Annotated in this window: 11 protein-coding genes and 2 pseudogenes; 8 read left to right on the forward strand and 5 right to left on the reverse strand. The window is 65.9% G+C overall.

Annotation, left to right across the window (positions count from 1 at the left end; all coding sequences use genetic code 11):
- Positions 1 to 6 precede the first annotated feature (6 nt).
- Together CSV86_RS13230 and CSV86_RS13235 are read right to left on the reverse strand one after the other, a co-directional pair.
- Entirely contained in the window at positions 7 to 1,344 is a 1,338-nt protein-coding gene (locus CSV86_RS13230; protein WP_009401623.1) for an LLM class flavin-dependent oxidoreductase, read from the reverse strand.
- On the reverse strand, positions 1,341 to 2,591 hold the full coding sequence (locus CSV86_RS13235; protein ID WP_009401625.1) for an acyl-CoA dehydrogenase family protein: 1,251 nt from the start codon (positions 2,589 to 2,591) through the stop codon (positions 1,341 to 1,343). Before CSV86_RS13235 ends, CSV86_RS13230 begins: the two co-directional genes overlap by 4 nt.
- Before the next feature lie 363 nt (positions 2,592 to 2,954).
- Here CSV86_RS13235 and CSV86_RS13240 point away from each other — a divergent pair, with 363 nt between their 5' ends.
- From CSV86_RS13240 to CSV86_RS13255, 4 genes are all read left to right on the forward strand, one after another.
- On the forward strand, positions 2,955 to 4,487 hold the full coding sequence (locus CSV86_RS13240) for a sugar ABC transporter ATP-binding protein (protein ID WP_009401627.1): 1,533 nt from the start codon (positions 2,955 to 2,957) through the stop codon (positions 4,485 to 4,487).
- Complete coding sequence (locus CSV86_RS13245; RefSeq protein WP_009401628.1) at positions 4,480 to 5,499, forward strand: ABC transporter permease; 1,020 nt, start codon at positions 4,480 to 4,482, stop codon at positions 5,497 to 5,499. The genes CSV86_RS13240 and CSV86_RS13245 overlap by 8 nt, the downstream gene beginning before the upstream one ends.
- Before the next feature lie 25 nt (positions 5,500 to 5,524).
- Positions 5,525 to 6,580 carry a substrate-binding domain-containing protein gene (locus tag CSV86_RS13250; RefSeq protein ID WP_009401629.1) on the forward strand — a complete coding sequence of 352 codons (1,056 nt, stop codon included), beginning with the start codon at positions 5,525 to 5,527 and terminating at the stop codon, positions 6,578 to 6,580.
- 170 nt (positions 6,581 to 6,750) lie between these two features.
- Positions 6,751 to 9,138, forward strand: a complete 2,388-nt coding sequence (locus CSV86_RS13255; RefSeq protein WP_009401630.1) for a TonB-dependent receptor plug domain-containing protein — start codon at positions 6,751 to 6,753, stop codon at positions 9,136 to 9,138.
- Positions 9,139 to 9,170: 32 nt separating this feature from the next.
- Here the strand turns inward: CSV86_RS13255 and CSV86_RS13260 are convergent, their stop codons facing one another.
- The 3 genes and pseudogenes from CSV86_RS13260 to CSV86_RS32730 all read right to left on the reverse strand — a co-directional run.
- Positions 9,171 to 9,629, reverse strand: coding sequence for a DUF3574 domain-containing protein (locus CSV86_RS13260; RefSeq protein ID WP_037060846.1), 459 nt, complete (start codon positions 9,627 to 9,629; stop codon positions 9,171 to 9,173).
- A 219-nt stretch (positions 9,630 to 9,848) separates the two neighbouring features.
- Positions 9,849 to 10,034, reverse strand: a pseudogene (locus tag CSV86_RS33345) (methyl-accepting chemotaxis protein); the annotation flags it as partial.
- Between the two features lie 138 nt (positions 10,035 to 10,172).
- Positions 10,173 to 10,811 (reverse strand): annotated as a pseudogene (locus CSV86_RS32730) (PAS domain-containing protein); the annotation flags it as partial.
- Between the two features lie 217 nt (positions 10,812 to 11,028).
- On the opposite strand from CSV86_RS32730, the gene CSV86_RS13270 reads away from it, so the two are divergent.
- The 4 genes from CSV86_RS13270 (at position 11,029) to CSV86_RS13290 (ending at position 15,474) form a co-directional block, all read left to right on the forward strand.
- Positions 11,029 to 12,288, forward strand: coding sequence for an MFS transporter (locus CSV86_RS13270; protein WP_009401635.1), 1,260 nt, complete (start codon positions 11,029 to 11,031; stop codon positions 12,286 to 12,288).
- Between the two features lie 43 nt (positions 12,289 to 12,331).
- Positions 12,332 to 13,042: a helix-turn-helix transcriptional regulator gene (locus tag CSV86_RS13275; protein ID WP_170394655.1), complete on the forward strand. Its 711-nt coding sequence runs from the start codon at positions 12,332 to 12,334 to the stop codon at positions 13,040 to 13,042.
- A gap of 837 nt (positions 13,043 to 13,879) precedes the next feature.
- Complete coding sequence (locus CSV86_RS13285) at positions 13,880 to 14,698, forward strand: molybdenum cofactor biosynthesis F family protein (RefSeq protein WP_009401638.1); 819 nt, start codon at positions 13,880 to 13,882, stop codon at positions 14,696 to 14,698.
- A complete protein-coding gene (locus CSV86_RS13290) occupies positions 14,695 to 15,474 on the forward strand; it encodes an SDR family NAD(P)-dependent oxidoreductase (RefSeq protein WP_037060850.1) in 780 nt (259 codons plus the stop codon). The genes CSV86_RS13285 and CSV86_RS13290 overlap by 4 nt, the downstream gene beginning before the upstream one ends.
- The last annotated feature ends 11 nt before the right edge of the window (positions 15,475 to 15,485 follow it).

Below are 15,485 nucleotides of genomic sequence, written 5' to 3' on the forward strand. Positions count from 1 at the left end.
GGATCCTTAGCGTGAGTATCGATTCTGCGGAAACGGCAACCTGAGGTGCTCGCGCAGGGTGCTGCCGCTGTATTCATGACGGAACAGGCCGCGCCGTTGCAGCAGCGGCACCACCTCGTCGACGAAGTGTTCGATACCGGACGGAAACACGTCCGGCATGATGTTGAAGCCGTCGGCGGCATGGGCCTGGAACCAGGTGTCCAGGCTGTCGGCCACCTGCTCCGGGGTGCCGACCAGCAGGCGGTGGCCGACCAGGATGCGCCGCGACAACTGGCGGATGCTGAGGTTTTCCTGGCGCGCCAGGTTCAGTTGCGCTTCGAGGAAACCCTGGGAACCGCGCTCGAAATCCGCCACTTCGCCAATCCGTGCCCAGGGCAGCGGTCCGTCCGGGTCCAGTTCGCTGACCGCCAGCCCGAAGCGCGCCGCCACCCGCTCCAGCAAGCCTTGCTCGCCATGCCAGGCGTTCAACTCGTCGAAGCGCGCCCGGGCCTCGGCCTCGGTACTGCCGATTACCGTGGCCAGGCCGGGCATGATCTTCAGATCGGCGGGGTTGCGTCTCCAACGCACGGCGCGCGCCTTGATATCGCGATAGAAACGCTGGCCGGCATCGAGGGTAGTCTGGGTGGTGAAGATCACCTCGGCATAGCGTGAGCCCAGGACCTTGCCCGGCTCCGAGGACCCGGCCTGCACCAGCACCGGCCGCCCCTGCGGCGAGCGCGGTACGTTCAGCGGCCCCTGCACCGCGAAATGCTCGCCGACGAAATCGATGGCGCGGACCTTTGCCGGATCGGCGAAACGCCCGCCAGCCGCATCACCGATAATCGCGCCATCCTCCCAGCTGTCCCACAGCTTGAGCACCACCTCGAGAAACTCCTCGGCCCGGGCATAGCGTTCGGCATGGCCCGGCACCCCGGGCAGGCTGAAGTTGCGCGCGGCCTCGTCGCTGGCGCTGGTCACCAGGTTCCAGGCGGCGCGGCCGTGGCTGACATGGTCGAGGGAGGCGAAGCGCCGGGCGGTGCCGAAAGGATCGTTGTAGGTGCTGGCTGCCGTGGCGATCAACCCGATCCGCCGGGTCACCGCTGCCACGGCGCTGAGCAGTACCACCGGGTCGAGATGGCCGACCGGCTGGCTCGCCGGATCACCACTCAAGGCTGACCAGTCGGCAAGAAACAGCGCATCCAGGCAGCCACGCTCGGCGATACGGGCAATGTTCTGGTAATGGGCGATATCCAGATGGGCCGTCGCCGTCGCCCCCGCCTCCGCCTTGCGCCACGCTCCCGGATGAGCGCCGAAGCCAAGGACGTTCAGGCCGAGGCCGATGTGTCCCTCACGACGGATGCTCATACCGCACTGGCCTCGTCGCGCACGCCGTTGCCGGCGCTTTGCTGGGCCAGCCAGGCCTGGTCCGGAGTCACGCCGTTGAGATGGTAGTTGCCCAGCACCCGCTCGCGGTAGATCGCCGGGTTGTGCGAAGCCAGGGTGCGGGCATTGCGCCAGTGACGGTCGAAGCGCCGGGTTTCGCTGGTGGCAGACGCGCCGCCAACCTCGAACAACAGCGTGGTGGCTTCCAGCACCTGGCCGATAATGATCTGCTGGGCCTGGAACGCGGCCACTTCCGCCTCGGTGTAGTGATGCTCCTCGGCATAGCCGCCCTGCTCCGCATCGAACACCTGCTGCACCTGCTCGGCCGCCGCCAGCACCTGGGTCTGCGCCGACCAGGCCAGGCTGGACAGCCGGCCGATCACCCGCTGCACCAGCGGATCATCCTTGGGACTGGCCTCCCCAGGGAAACCGAAAGCCCGGGTGCGGCCTTTTACGAACGCCGTGGCATCGCGCAGCACCGCCTTGGCGATCCCGGCCAGAGTGGCGAGATGGAACAGTTGGTAATAGGCGGTCAGGTAGGATTCGGCGCGCACTTCATCAGGTTTGTAGCGGCGGATCACATGCTCGTTGGGCACGCGCACGGCATCGAAACGGGTAGTGCCGCTCCCCGTCAGGCGCTGGCCGAAGCCATCCCAGTCGTCCACCACAGTAACGCCCTCGGCCGTCACCGGTAGCGCCACACTGACGAAATCGTCGCCGGCCAGGGCCACGGCGGCGATCCAGTCGGCATACACGGTGCCGGTGGAGTAGTACTTTTCGCCATCCAGGCGCCAGCCAGCCTGTTCATTGCCGGGCTCCAGCGGGCTCAGCGCCACCGTGATGCCGGTAGTACCGCTGCGCTCGGCCATGGCCGCGCCCCACAGTTGCCGGTCCACCACCTTGCCCAGCCAATGCGCCTGGGATAGCGGGTCGCGACTGGAAAGGCGACCTTCGACGAAGCCGAAATGGGCGCGGAAGATCTGCGGCAGGTTGGAGTCCGCCGCGCCCAGTTCGATCAGCAGGCGAAACAACTGCGGAATGCTCGCACCCAGCCCGCCCAGCGCCTGGGGTACGCGCAAGGCCCCGAAACCGGCCTCGCGCAGCCAGCGCACCGCCTCGAAGGCCAGTTCGCGTTGCTGCTCGCGGTGCACGGCGGTTTCGGCAATCCGCTGGAAACTTTCGGCAAAGCGCTGCTGCAGGGTTTCGTAACTAACGGCAGTGGAACTCATGATGCTTCCTTTCATTGGGCAGTGAGCCGAGACAAATAAAAAGTGCCGACCGCTTAATTGAAAAATAAATTAAAGGTCATTGAAAAAGAACGATAGCAAGCGACATGCCATGGCATTCGAGCCGCCCTAACCCAATGATTTTCATGGCCCGCACAGGGATTTTAATAACCGGATCGCCGGTACTTATGCTAATACCGCACGCTCGGCCTGCCCTATTAAAAACACTTTGTTGGTCAACTGTTCACCGCCGAACAGTTGGCCGACTGCATATAACCGGAAAACTTTTTCCATACCATCTGGCTATTTGATTTTTAGTCGACCAGTGAATTTAATCGCCACCATTCATTAGTTCAGGATGTTCTTATGAAACTTCCACAGGCGCTGGTCGAGTTGCGCGCCTTGAGCAAGGACTTCGGCGCCCAGCGCGCACTCGACCGGGTGGACTTGCAGCTCTTCCCAGGCGAAGTGGTGGCATTGCTCGGTGCCAATGGCGCGGGCAAGTCCACCCTGGTGAAGATCCTCGCCGGCAGCCAGCCTCACGACCGCGGCGAACTGCGCGTACAAGGTACGCAGCAACGCTTCGACTCGCCGCTGGCAGCACGCCGGGCGGGGATAGTTGCGGTGCACCAGCATGTCGACGACGGCATCGTGCCGGGCCTGAGCGTGGCGGAAAATCTGATGCTCGACGAGCTATGCCAGGCGCAGGCAGGCCCCTGGGTGCGGCCCAGTGACCTGCACCAGCGGGCAGCAGCCATCGCGGCCGGGTTGAACCTCGATTTGCCTTTGCACGCGCCTATCGAACAGCTTGGCCAGGCCGAACGGCAACTGGTGGTGCTGGCCCGTGCCCTGGCCCTGCAACCGCGCCTGCTGATCCTCGACGAACCCACGGCGGCACTGTCAGCGGCCGAGGCGCAGCGGTTGTTCGAGCTGATCGGGCAACTGCGCCAGCGCGGCGTGGCGATCCTGTATATCTCCCATCGCCTCGCGGACCTGCAATGCATCGCCGAACGCGCACTGGTCCTGCGCGATGGCCGGCTAGTCGGTGAGTTCAACGCGCAACAGCTACCACAGGCCATCGAGGCGATGCTCGGCGTGGCACTCGACCCGCTGCGCTTCGTGCCGCGCCTGCCGGGCCGCGAAGTGCTGAGCCTGCGCGACGTGCGCCTGCTGCCGCAGACCCGGACCTTCGACCTGACCCTGCACGAGAACCAGGTAGTGGCCCTGACCGGCCTGCTCGGCGCCGGAAAGAGCGAGATCGCCGAAACCCTCTTCGGCCTGCGCCGCCCTGCCGCAGGCAGCCTGCACCTGGACGGCCAGCCGTGGCAGCCGCGTTCGCCCCGGGACGCGATCAACGCCGGGGTATTCCTCGCCGTGGAGGACCGTGCCGCTGGCTCCCTAGTGCCGGGCTTTTCCCTGCGCCGGACCCTGACCCTGCCTTTTCTCCAGCGATTCAGCCGCGGCGGCTTTATCGACCGCCGCGCCGAGGCCGCAGCCGTCACCACGCAGATCCGCGAGCTGGGGATCAAGACCGCTGGCATCGACGCACCGATGGCCAGCCTCTCCGGCGGCAACCAGCAGAAGGTGGTGATCGGCCGCTGGCTGCTGCAGGAGGCGCGCCTGCTGATCCTCGACGAACCCTTCCAGGGCGTGGATATCCGCGCCCGCCGCGAGATCGGCCAGTTGCTGCGTGACGGCGCCGGCCAGCGCGCGACCCTGGTGATCTGCACCGATATCGACGAAGCCCTGGAGATTGCCGACCGCATCCTGGTGGTGCGGGATTTCGCCGTGGTCGCCGAATATCCCCGCACCGACCTGAGCCGCAATGCCCTGGTGGCCGAACTGGCTGGTAGCGCCCCACCGACACCGCAAACGCCAAGGAGTACCGTGCGTGCCTGATTCGCTATCCCGCTCTCTGCAAGCCGCGCCCCGGCGCTGGCTGGAAGCCCTGATCCACTATGGCCTGCTGCTGTTGCTGGGCCTGATCGTGCTGCTGTTCAGCTTGGTCGAACCGGCATTCGTCCAGGTCAGCAACCTGTTCATCATTCTCCAGTCGGTGTCGATCGTCGCCCTGCTCGCCCTCGGCGTGACCCTGACCATGGCCGTCGGTGGCCTCGACCTGTCCATCGGCGCGGTGGCGGCCATGAGCCTGATGATCGCCAGCTACGTGATGGTGGTGCTGGACTGGGGCCCGTTGCCCGCAATCGTCATCAGCCTGGCCGGCGGCGCGCTGGTCGGCCTGCTCAATGGCTGGCTGATCGTACGCATGGGCATCCCGGACATCCTCGCCACCCTGGGCAGCATGTTCCTGGTGATCGGCGTGCAACTGATACCCACCGGCGGGCGCTCCATCGCCGTGGGCATGACCCTGCCCGGCGGCGAGGAAACCGAGGGCGTGTTCAGCCCGGCGTTCCTCGCCCTGGGTCGCGGCCGCTTGTGGGACACGGTGCCGGTCCCGGTGCTGGTCACCGCCGTGCTGGCCCTGGCGGTCTGGCTGTTTCTCGAACGCACGCGGATCGGCCGGCTGTTCTACGCCATCGGCGGCAACGAACAGGCGGCGCGCCTGGCCGGTGCCCCGGTGCAGCGCTACAAGCTGCTGGCCTATGTGCTTTCGGCCCTGCTCGCCTCGGTCGGCGGCCTGCTCCTGGCGGCGCGGCTCGGGCGTGGCGATGTCAGTTCCGGCAATGGCCTGGTGCTGGATGCCCTCGGCGCGGCGCTGATCGGCTTCGCCGTGCTCGGTGCGAAGAAGGCCAATGCCTTCGGCACCCTGGCCGGCGCCGTGCTGATCGCCACCTTGCTCAACGGCCTGACCATGCTCAACGCGCCTTACTACGCCCAGGACTTCGTCAAGGGCCTGGTCCTGGTGCTGGCCCTGGTCTTCACCTTCGGCCTCGCCCGGCACACCCGCTGAATTCATCGACTTGCAAGGACCACCCATGACCGCATCACCCAAGCGTTTCGTTCGCCACCTTCTCGCCGCAGTACTGCTCGCCAGCCTGGGCTGGCAAGCCCAGGCCAAGGGCCTGCCCGGTGCCCCCGCGCCCTTCGACAAGGGCGAGGTGCAGATCGCCCTGGTCGGCTACCTGTTCTCCGGCGACTTCCCCGAGGCCTACCTGCAAGGCGTGGAAAAACAGGCCGCCGCCCTCGACGTCAAGCTGCGCATCTTCGACGCCCGGCAGCAGGCGGCCAGCCAGCGCGAGATGATCGAGCGGGCCATCGACCTTGGCGTCGACGGCATCATCGTCCAGCTGGGGCTGGCGGAAACCCTGCGCGACTCGGTAGAAAAGGCCGTGGCCAAGGGCATCAAGGTGGTGGCCTTCGATGTCGACCTGAACAACCCCAAGGTCACCCAGATCGAACAGGACCACCACGCCATCGCCCAACTGGCCCTGGACAAGGCGCTGCAGGACAACGGCCCGGCGTTCAACGCCGGCTACGTCTATATCGGCGGCTTCACCCCGATGGAGCGCCGCGACGAGATCTGGCGCCAGGTCAAGGCGGCCAACCCGGGCATCGTCGAAAAGGCCCGTTTCGGCACGCTCAACCCGCCAATCGCCAACTCGGTAGCCGACCAGGCCAGTGCCGTGCTGCGCGCCAACCCGGATATCAACGTGATCTTCGCGCCCTTCGACGAGTTCGCCAAAGGCGCCAAGATCGCCGTGGACGAAGCGGGCCGCGCCGCGAAGATCAGGATCTACAGCGCCGATATCTCCACCGCCGATATCCAGATCATGAAGGAGCCCGACAGCGCCTGGACCGCTACCGCCGCGATCAATCCACAGGTGGCCGGAGCCATCAGCGTGCGCAGCCTGGCGATGCTGATCGCCGGGGAAGACCCGGGCCAGCGCCTGCTGGTGCCGCCGACCCTGATCAGCCGCCAGCAGTTGCTTGACCTGGATGTGAAGAACGTCCGCGACCTGGCGCGCAAGGTGCCTGCCTTCGGCGACAGCGCGGCGATTGCCAGCCCGGCATGGATTCCAAAGGTGGACTGAGACCCGAACCCTGAACACTTGCGTGCAACGCCTCTGCCATACAGCGGCGCCTCCCCGCTTCGATCGCACTTTCAATCAAAACTAAAAAACGGCTGCGGTACTGCCCTGCCCGGCAACTTCCAAGGTTGCCGGTCGTGGGTGCTATTGCCTGCCGTTCAAGGAGCGCTGCCATGCAACACCGCCAACTTTCATTACTTGCACTTGCGATAACCTCCGCCTTCTTCCAGTTGAACGTCCGGGCTGAAGACAGCTTGCCGGCCGGCGAAGACGCCAGGCGCCTGGACACGGTGCTGGTCACCGGCACCCGCGGCACGGCGCGTACCGTGCTGGACTCGCCGGTACCGGTGGACGTGCTCACGGCTGCCGACCTCAAGGCCACCGGCGCCAGCAACGGCGAACTGGGCCAGGCCCTGCAGACCCTGCTGCCGTCGTTCAGCATGCCGCGCCAGTCCAACTCCGGCGGTGCCGACCATATCCGCGCCGCGCAACTGCGCGGGATGAGCCCGGACCAGGTGCTGGTGCTGGTCAACGGCAAGCGCCGGCACACCTCGGCGCTGGTCAACGACTCGTCGAAGATCGGCCGCGGCACCGCCCCGGTGGACTTCAACTCGATCCCCATCAGCGCGATCAAGCGCATCGAAGTGCTGCGCGACGGAGCCGGGGCGCAGTACGGTTCGGACGCCATCGCCGGGGTGATCAACATCATCCTTGACGACGCCCCGGAAGGTGGCGAGGTCTCCACGACCTACGGCGCCTACCACACCCACCAGGATGCCATTGGCCGCACCACCACCGATGGCCAGAACAGCCTGACCACGGCCAAGGGCGGCGTACGCCTGGGCGAGGATGGCGGCTTCGTGCGCGGTGGTGCCGAGTACAAGGAACGCAACCCGACCAACCGCGCCGGCTTCGACGGCTTCGCCGACACCCCGGGCCAGCGCAACTACGTGATGGGCGACGGTTCGGCGCGGGACGTCAACCTGTGGTTCAACGGCTCGCTGCCCCTGGGCGAGCACGAGCTGTACTCCTTCGGCACCTGGAACGAGCGCCACTCCACGGGCGCGCAGTTCTACCGCTACCCCTACGAGCAACCGCAGTTCTACCCCAACGGCTACCTGCCGCAGTCCCTCGGCGTCAACCAGGATCTCTCCGCCACCGCCGGTTTCAAGGGCCTGCTGGGGGATGGCTGGGACTTCGACAGCAGCCTGACCCATGGCCGCAACCGCTTCGAATCGGCCAGCCGACGGACCCTGAACGTCAGCCTCGGCGCCGACTCGCCGACCCGTTTCGATACCGGCGACTACGAGCTGCGCCAGACCACCGCCAACCTCGACTTCAGCCGCGAACTGCGCCTGGCCGAGCGTTCCTTCGTGCTGGCCGTGGGTGGCGAGTACCGCTACGAGAACTACCTGACCACTGCCGGCGACCCGGCGTCGTACTTCGGCAGCGGCGCCGATGGCGCCAACGGCCTGCGCCCCAGCGAAGAAGCGGACCTGGACCGCAAGGTGTTCGGCACCTATGCCGAGCTGTCCGGCGACCTCAGCGACCGCCTGTTCGTCGATGCCGCCACGCGCTGGGAACGTTACGACGATGCCGGCAGCAAGCTTACCGGCAAGCTCAGCGGGCGCTATCGCCTGAACGAGCAATGGGCCCTGCGTGGCGCGGTATCGAACAATTTCCGCGCGCCGTCCCTGGCGCAGATCGGCTTCCAGCACACCACCAGCAACTTCGGCGACGGCGGCACCCTCACCGATGTTCGCGTGCTCTCGGTCAACGACCCGATCGCCCGCGCCCTGGGTGCGGAAAAGCTCGATCCGGAAACCTCGAAGAACTTCAGCCTCGGCGTTACCGCCCAGCTCAGCGAGCGCTTCGATGCCTCGCTGGACGTGTTCCGCATCGACGTGAAGGACCGTGTCACCCTGTCCCAGCGCATCGGCGGCGACGCCCTGGAGCAGTACATCAACGACACCTTCGGCGTGGCCGGGGTGCATGACGTCAACTTCTTCACCAACGCTGCCGATACCCGCACCGATGGTGCCGAACTGGTGCTCAACTATCGCCAGCCGTTCTACGACGGCGAACTGGCCCTGACCGGTGCCTACACCTGGAACCACACCAAGGTCACCAAAACCAAGGGCACGCCTGCACAGCTCACCGCCCTGGGTATCGGCAACGATGCGCTGGTCGGTGTCGAGGAGCGCAACACCCTTACCGACGCCGCGCCCAAGGACCGCTTCGTCGTCTCGGCCAACTGGAGCAGCCAGCACTGGGGCCTGCTCGGCCGCCTGACCCGCCAGGGCGAGACCACCCGCGTCTTCGATTTCGGCGACAGCCAGCCGGAGCAGACCTATGGTGCGGTGTGGCAGCTGGATGCGGAGGTGCAGTACAAGTTCACCCCGACCTTCGATATTGCCGTGGGCGGCAACAACCTTACCGACAACTATCCGGAGCGCTCCGGCTCGGAGATCAACTATGGGGGTAACTTGCCCTATGACGTGCTGTCGCCGATCGGCACCAACGGGGCTTATTACTATGCCCGGGTGACCTACGGGTTCTGACAGCCAGGGGACTTCGGTCCCCTGATGCTTTTTCAGAAGGAGACGTGGGCCGGCTGCGACAGGCGCAATACCGACAGGTCCCCCGTGATCCGCTTCCAGGCCAGGCGAATCGCCTCGATATCCTTGCCCGCCTGGGCGGTGTCGGCATGCAGGATCACGATCACCCGGGTGTCCAGGCGCTCCGGCTCCTTCGCCCCGTGATCCCGCCATTGCCCGTAGGCGTTCAGTACGCTGAAGCCATCGGGGAAGCGCGGGGTCACTTCCTTATCGAGAAACGCGCGCCAGCGGGATTCGCTGATCACATCCTTGCCACCTTCAAGGCGGCCGAGGGCGAAATACAGTTCGGTACGCTGCCAGGCAGCCTGGGCAGGCCGGCTCGGATCGCCTTGCAACGTTGAACTTGCGGGGTGGGTCGTGTGAACGGGAAGTTGGGTATTGGCACAGCCGGAAAGTGCAACCAGAACCGAGGCAAGAACCAGACGGCGAAACATGGAATATCCTTTTTCGAGTTATAGGCGAGGCACTATAGGAAGGAATATCCGGGGTTCAAAATAACCAATTAACAGATAGATATATTTATAGAAATACTGCAGACCCTGTGGGAGCGGGTTCATCGGAACGCCGAACCGCCGCGATTGCGATATTGGATTCACTACCCTAATCGCGGGTGAACCCGCTCCCACAGGGTCTGCGTCAATCTACCGATCGCTTAGCATCGCCTGTATCTGCTGCGTCGCCTGCCGCGTACTCTCCGCCAGTTTCTTCACCTCCTCCGCCACCACCGAAAAGCCGCGCCCGACCTCCCCGGCCCGGGCTGCTTCGATCGCGGCATTCAGTGCCAGCAGGTTGGTCTGCTCGGCGATGCTCTTGATCACGCCCACCACCGTGGCAATCTGCGCATAGGTGGTCTGGTTCTGCGCGAGCATCTGTTCGTGGCTGGCCTGGGCACTGCGTTCGTCGCTGATATCCCGCACCGCGCCGATCACACGCACCAGCACGCCCCTTTCGTCCCGTACCGCACAGCCGCGCTCGCGGCACCAGATGTAGCCGCGGGTCTTGTGGCGCATGCGGTACTCGAACACGTATTCGCCACTGGCCCCGGGCTTGAGGATTTCGCGGTCGAAGATCGCCATGATCTGCGGCAGGTCGTCGGGATGGGTGATGCCGACCTGGGTGTCCCAACCGTCCGGCAGCTCCGCAGGGCCGTAGCCCATCACCGCGCGGAACTGGTTGGAGATGCGCATATGGCTGTCCGGGTGTTGCAGATCGCCCAGGACCACCTTGATGTCCCAGGTGCCCTCGGTGATGGTGGATTCCAGTTGCGCCCAGATCGCCGCCTGCTGGCGGTGCGCCTCAAGCTGCCGTTCGAGGTCGGCGACGCAGGCCGCCAGGTCGCTGCAGCGCTGTTCCAGGCGGACCACCTCGGCCTCGGTACGCTGACCCTGTTCCGTGGCCTGCTCGGCCTGCTGGCGCGACTCGCTGGCGAGGGCGTGTGCTTCGTCGAGCTGGCGCCGCTGCTGCTGACGCGCCACTGCCAGTTCGCGCAGGGCCGCGAGCACGGCCGGGTGTCGCTGCAGGTGCGGCGCGTCCATCCCGTCCCAAGGCTCCCCGTGGCCGACCCGCGCCAGCAAGGACTCCAGCTCCCGCACCCAATGATCGTTCCTGAAAAACATCAGTGCACACCGTCTGCCAGTGAAAAACACCGAGTTGACCGGATTGTGCCGGCGCCGTCTTGCACCCGGGTGCCGGGCATTTGATCGTCGCTGCCAGGAATGTCGCGATCCTGGCAGGCATACGCATGCCTTCGACAGGCTGGGTCAAGACGCCGCGCGCGCAAGCGGGTAAAGTCAGGCAGGCCCGTTCTTCCATCGGCCATGGCGTGCGCGAATCGTGAAAGTTGAGCAACAAACCCGCCCGAACCGCTGGCCCGCCGTGTTGCGGGCCCTGCATCATCGCAATTTCCGCCTGTACTTCGCCGGTCATGCGGTATCCACACTCGGCACCTGGATGCAGACCGTGGCGCTGTCCTGGCTGGTCTATCGCCTGACCGGCTCGGCCGCGCTGCTGGGCATCACCACCTGCGCCACCCTGCTTCCGCAATTGCTGGTGGGGCCGATCGCCGGGGCCTGGATCGACCGGCACGACAAGCGCAGCCTGCTGATGAAGGTCGAAGCCCTGCTCGCTGCCCAGGCCCTGTTGCTGGCAGTGCTGACCGGCCTTGAGCTGATCACCCCGGGCCTGATCGTGACCCTGGCCGCCACCCTGGGGATCCTCAATGCGGTGGACACACCGTTGCGCCAGTCCCTGCTCAGCCGCCTGGTGGACGACCGCGCCGACCTGCCCAACGCCCTGGCCCTCAACGCCATGCTCTTCACCTGCTCGCGCTTCATCGGCCCACCGCTGGCCGGCCTGCTCCTGGCATTGACCGGCGAGGCGCTGTGCTTTGCCCTGAATGCACTGTCCTATGGCGGACTGATCCTCGGCCTGCAACTGATCCGCCTGGCACCCGGGGAAAAGGCCAGCGGCAGCATGCGCCACATGTTCCGCGAGGGGCTCGACTACGTGCTGCACTCGCCGTCGTTGCGCAGCCTGATGCTCGGGGTGCTGATGGTCAACCTGACCGCGTCCACCTACGCCGTGCTGCTGCCGGTGTTCGTCCACGATATCTTCACCGGCGACGCGCGGACCCTGGGCTGGCTGTGGGGCGCCGCCGGGCTCGGCTCGCTGCTGTCCACCGTGCTGCTGGCCGGCCACCAGGGCACCGATCGCCTGCGCAGCCTGATCCTGTATTCCGCCTGTGCCAGTGCCCTCGGCCTGCTGCTGTTCGCCAGCAGTCGCAGCCTGCCGCTGTCGTTGCTGGCGATGCTGATCCTCGGTTTCGGCGTGACCATCAACAACGTCGGCACCAATATCCTTCTGCAAGGCCAGGCCCCGGAAGCGCTGCGCGGCCGGGTGGTGTCGATCTACACCTCGACCCGCTTCGGCTTCGACGCCATCGGCGGCCTGCTCGCCGGGATGCTTGCGGGCCATATCGGCGGGCCCCGGGCCATGGCGATCGCCGCAGCGCTGCTGAGCTTGTACTACCTCTGGCAGCTAGCGTTGCGTACCCGTGGCGCACCTGAACCCACCTCCGAGGAACCGACGCCATGACCGACCTGCTGCGTCAGCAACCGACCGTCACCCTGGAGGACGCATGAACAGCGCCAGCGCCGAGGAGCTCGGCCGCTACTGCCTGCACGCCTTCAGCCAGCAGGTACCGGCCAGCCTTGCCGCGTTCTATCGGGTGGACGAACACCTGCTGGCCTGCGATTTCCAGCTGCTCGGCATGCAACCACCGATGCACCGCCACTACCTCGAGCATTACCGTCACCTCGATCCGCTCAAGCCGGGCAACTGCAAGGCGATCGGCCTGCCGGTGGTGTCGCTGCGCCAGGGCCTGGCCCATCAGGATGCGGCGCTGGGCCGCGAATACCTGGGTTTCCTGCGCCAGCACAAGGTCGTGGATGTGGTGGAAGTCACGGCCTGGGTCGAAGGGCGACTGACCGCCGGGATCTCCCTGTTGCGCGATGGCTCGCTGGGGGCGTTCAAGGTCGAGGAACTGGAGCGCCTGTTGCCGTTGCACGGCTTGATGCAGATGGCGGCGCGGCAGTTGCCGACGCCTGTGCTGGACCGGCTGGCCGGGTTGACGCCAAGGGAGCGGGAGATTGCCCTGCTGCTGCGCGACGGAGCCTGCAACAAGACCCTGGCGCGGCAACTGGAGCTGGGTTTGCCGACGGTTAAGACCCACCTGATCAACCTGTTTCGCAAGGTGGGCGTGAGGAACAGGACGGAGTTGGTGGGGTATTGTTCCTGTAGGATCGCAAGGGCAACGCGGCCCCTGTGGGGGCGGGTTTACCCGCGATGACGGTAGTGAATCCACTGAAGCAATCGCGGCGGTTCGGCGCTCCGATGAACCCGCTCACACAGTGACCGTGCCCAACACAAAACCTGCGGTTGGCCGAGAAACTCGTGGGAGCGGGTTCACCCGGGATTACGATAGTGGCCACACCACCGCAATCGCTGGCAAGCCAGCTCCCACAGTGACCGTGTCGGGCACCAAACCCTCGGCTGGCCGAGAAACCTGTGGGAGCTGGCTTGCCAGCGATAGCAATAGTGGCCTCACCACCGCAATTGCGGGTAAACCCCCACAGGGTCCCTGCTACATTCACACTGGCCAATGTTCAAAGGACTGCCCATGCCCACCACCTACCAAGGCGGCTGCCTCTGCGGCTTCATCCGCTATACCGCCCAGGGCCCGCCGAAAAACCCCACACCTGCTCCTGCCGCAACTGCCAGCAGCACAGCGGTGCCCTCACCGCGCTCTGGGTCGAATTCCCCCGGACCGTATCGAATGGACCGGCGCAGGCGGCGCCCCCGCCCTCTACCGCTCCTCGGACTATTCCAGCCGCGCCTTCTGCCCGCGCTGTGGCAGCTCCCTCGGTGCAGTGGACGACGAGCCGGTGATCGCCCTGCTGGTCGGCGGCTTCGACGAACCGACCGCCCCGGAGCTCGAGCCTGAATACCACGCCTTCGAAGACTGCCAGCCCGCCTGGTGGCGTACCTGACCACTACGCAACACATAGGGGGTCAGGGTAGATCCGCTACCAACGCCATGCTGCCATCTCAACCATCCGGTTGATACCACCCGACCGCCATGCCCGGCACCATCACGGCTCCAATCAACAACAACGAGCCATCTCCCATGACCACCCATACCGACTGGATCTCCGTAGGCGCCCTGGCCGACGGTTTCGCCCCTGAAGCGTTCATCCTGCCGCAACTGGCCGAACTGGCCGGGCAGCGCATGACCCTCAATTTCGCCAATGGCTGGTCCATCGAGCACCGCTTCGACGCCGAACAACTGCACTGGCACGCCGCCGACGGTCACTCCAGCGGCAGCGCACCCTACCGCGCTACCTCGGTGCGCACAGGGATAGTGCTGGTGGACTTCCTCAAGACCGAGAACGGCCAGACCTGGTCGATTTCCCTGGTACTCGACACCCTGAGCCAGTCATTCACCGCGGTAATCGGCAGCATGCCCGAGGCCGAGGAAACCCGGGAAGGCATGTTCCACCGCGCCCTGGCCGGCAAGCCGCTGACCTGCGTCGACGCGCAATTCCTCCACGGCACCCTTGACCGCCCCTGGCAGGAAGGCGCCTGCCCGCATGTACCGACCGCCGAGCTGGTGGGTATCCGCAACCTGTATCGCTACAGCCCGACCGAGGAATACGAACACATCTACCTCAACGAGAACTTCTATACCTGGCAGTGCCTCAAGGGCGTCGAGCAGGGCCTGTGCGACACCGACCGCTGCCACTACTACAAGATCGCCGATGAGCTGTACCTGTTCGTCTGGCGTGAAAAGATCATCCCGACCCTGGGCCTGGTGATGATCGACCTGCGCGCCCACCGCAGCGACGGCAAGATCTTCGGCCATGCCGAGGGCGGCTTCGAGGCGTTCAGCAACTTCCCGGTGGCGTCGTATTGCAGCCTGATCAACACCACGGTCCACGAAGGATGAGCCGTTGCGTGCTGGTGACCGGTGCCGGCAGCGGCATCGGCGAAGCCTGCGCGCGGCGCCTGGCAGCGGCCGGCGACCAGTTGGTGCTGGTTGGCCGGCGCCGCGAGGCGCTTGAACGGGTGGCGGACGGCAGCGACGCCCTGGTGCTGGCCGGCGATGCTGCCGACAGCGCCACCTGGCAAGGCTTCGTCGAGCAGATCCGCAAGCGCTTCGGCGGCCTCGATGCGCTGCTCTGCTGCGCCGGCGGGCATGGCCTCGGCACCGCGCTGGACAGCGACGACGCGGCCTGGGAAGCGGCCATGCGCAGCAACCTGCACAGCGCCTTCCACAGCGCCCGTGCGTGCTTGCCGCTACTCATCGAACGGCGCGGCAGTATTGTCCTCCTTGGCTCCATCGCCTCCCTCGCGGCAGGCCCCGGTGTATGCGGCTACACCACCGCCAAGCATGCGCTGGTGGGGCTTAATCGCTCCCTGGCGCGGGACTACGGGCCGCAGGGGGTGCGGGTCAACTGCGTCTGCCCGGGCTGGGTACGCACGCCGATGGCCGATGCCGAGATGCAGCCGCTCATGGAGCGGCATGGCGAGGACCTTGACGCCGCCTATGCCCGGGTCACCGCCGACGTGCCGCTGCGCCGCCCGGCCACGGCGAACGAGATCGCCGCGCTGTGCCAGTTCCTGATCAGCAGCGAGGCGTCGATCATCACCGGGGCGGTGATTGCCGCGGACGGTGGCTCAACCATCGTCGATGTGCCGACGCTGGCCTTGCAGGGTATTTGAGATCGGTCGCA

This window comes from Pseudomonas bharatica CSV86 (genome assembly GCF_000319305.2).
Lineage (GTDB): Bacteria > Pseudomonadota > Gammaproteobacteria > Pseudomonadales > Pseudomonadaceae > Aquipseudomonas > Aquipseudomonas bharatica.

Bases quoted from the DNA above. Each gene is read 5' to 3' on its own strand.
- CSV86_RS13235 (WP_009401625.1), bottom strand. From the start codon at position 2,591: ATGAGTTCCACTGCCGTTAGTTACGAAACCCTGCAGCAGCGCTTTGCC.
- CSV86_RS13290 (WP_037060850.1), top strand. From the start codon at position 14,695: ATGAGCCGTTGCGTGCTGGTGACCGGTGCCGGCAGCGGCATCGGCGAA.
- CSV86_RS13230 (WP_009401623.1), bottom strand. From the start codon at position 1,344: ATGAGCATCCGTCGTGAGGGACACATCGGCCTCGGCCTGAACGTCCTT.
- CSV86_RS13285 (WP_009401638.1), top strand. From the start codon at position 13,880: ATGACCACCCATACCGACTGGATCTCCGTAGGCGCCCTGGCCGACGGT.
- CSV86_RS13240 (WP_009401627.1), top strand. From the start codon at position 2,955: ATGAAACTTCCACAGGCGCTGGTCGAGTTGCGCGCCTTGAGCAAGGAC.
- CSV86_RS13255 (WP_009401630.1), top strand. From the start codon at position 6,751: ATGCAACACCGCCAACTTTCATTACTTGCACTTGCGATAACCTCCGCC.
- CSV86_RS13275 (WP_170394655.1), top strand. From the start codon at position 12,332: ATGAACAGCGCCAGCGCCGAGGAGCTCGGCCGCTACTGCCTGCACGCC.
- CSV86_RS13250 (WP_009401629.1), top strand. From the start codon at position 5,525: ATGACCGCATCACCCAAGCGTTTCGTTCGCCACCTTCTCGCCGCAGTA.
- CSV86_RS13260 (WP_037060846.1), bottom strand. From the start codon at position 9,629: ATGTTTCGCCGTCTGGTTCTTGCCTCGGTTCTGGTTGCACTTTCCGGC.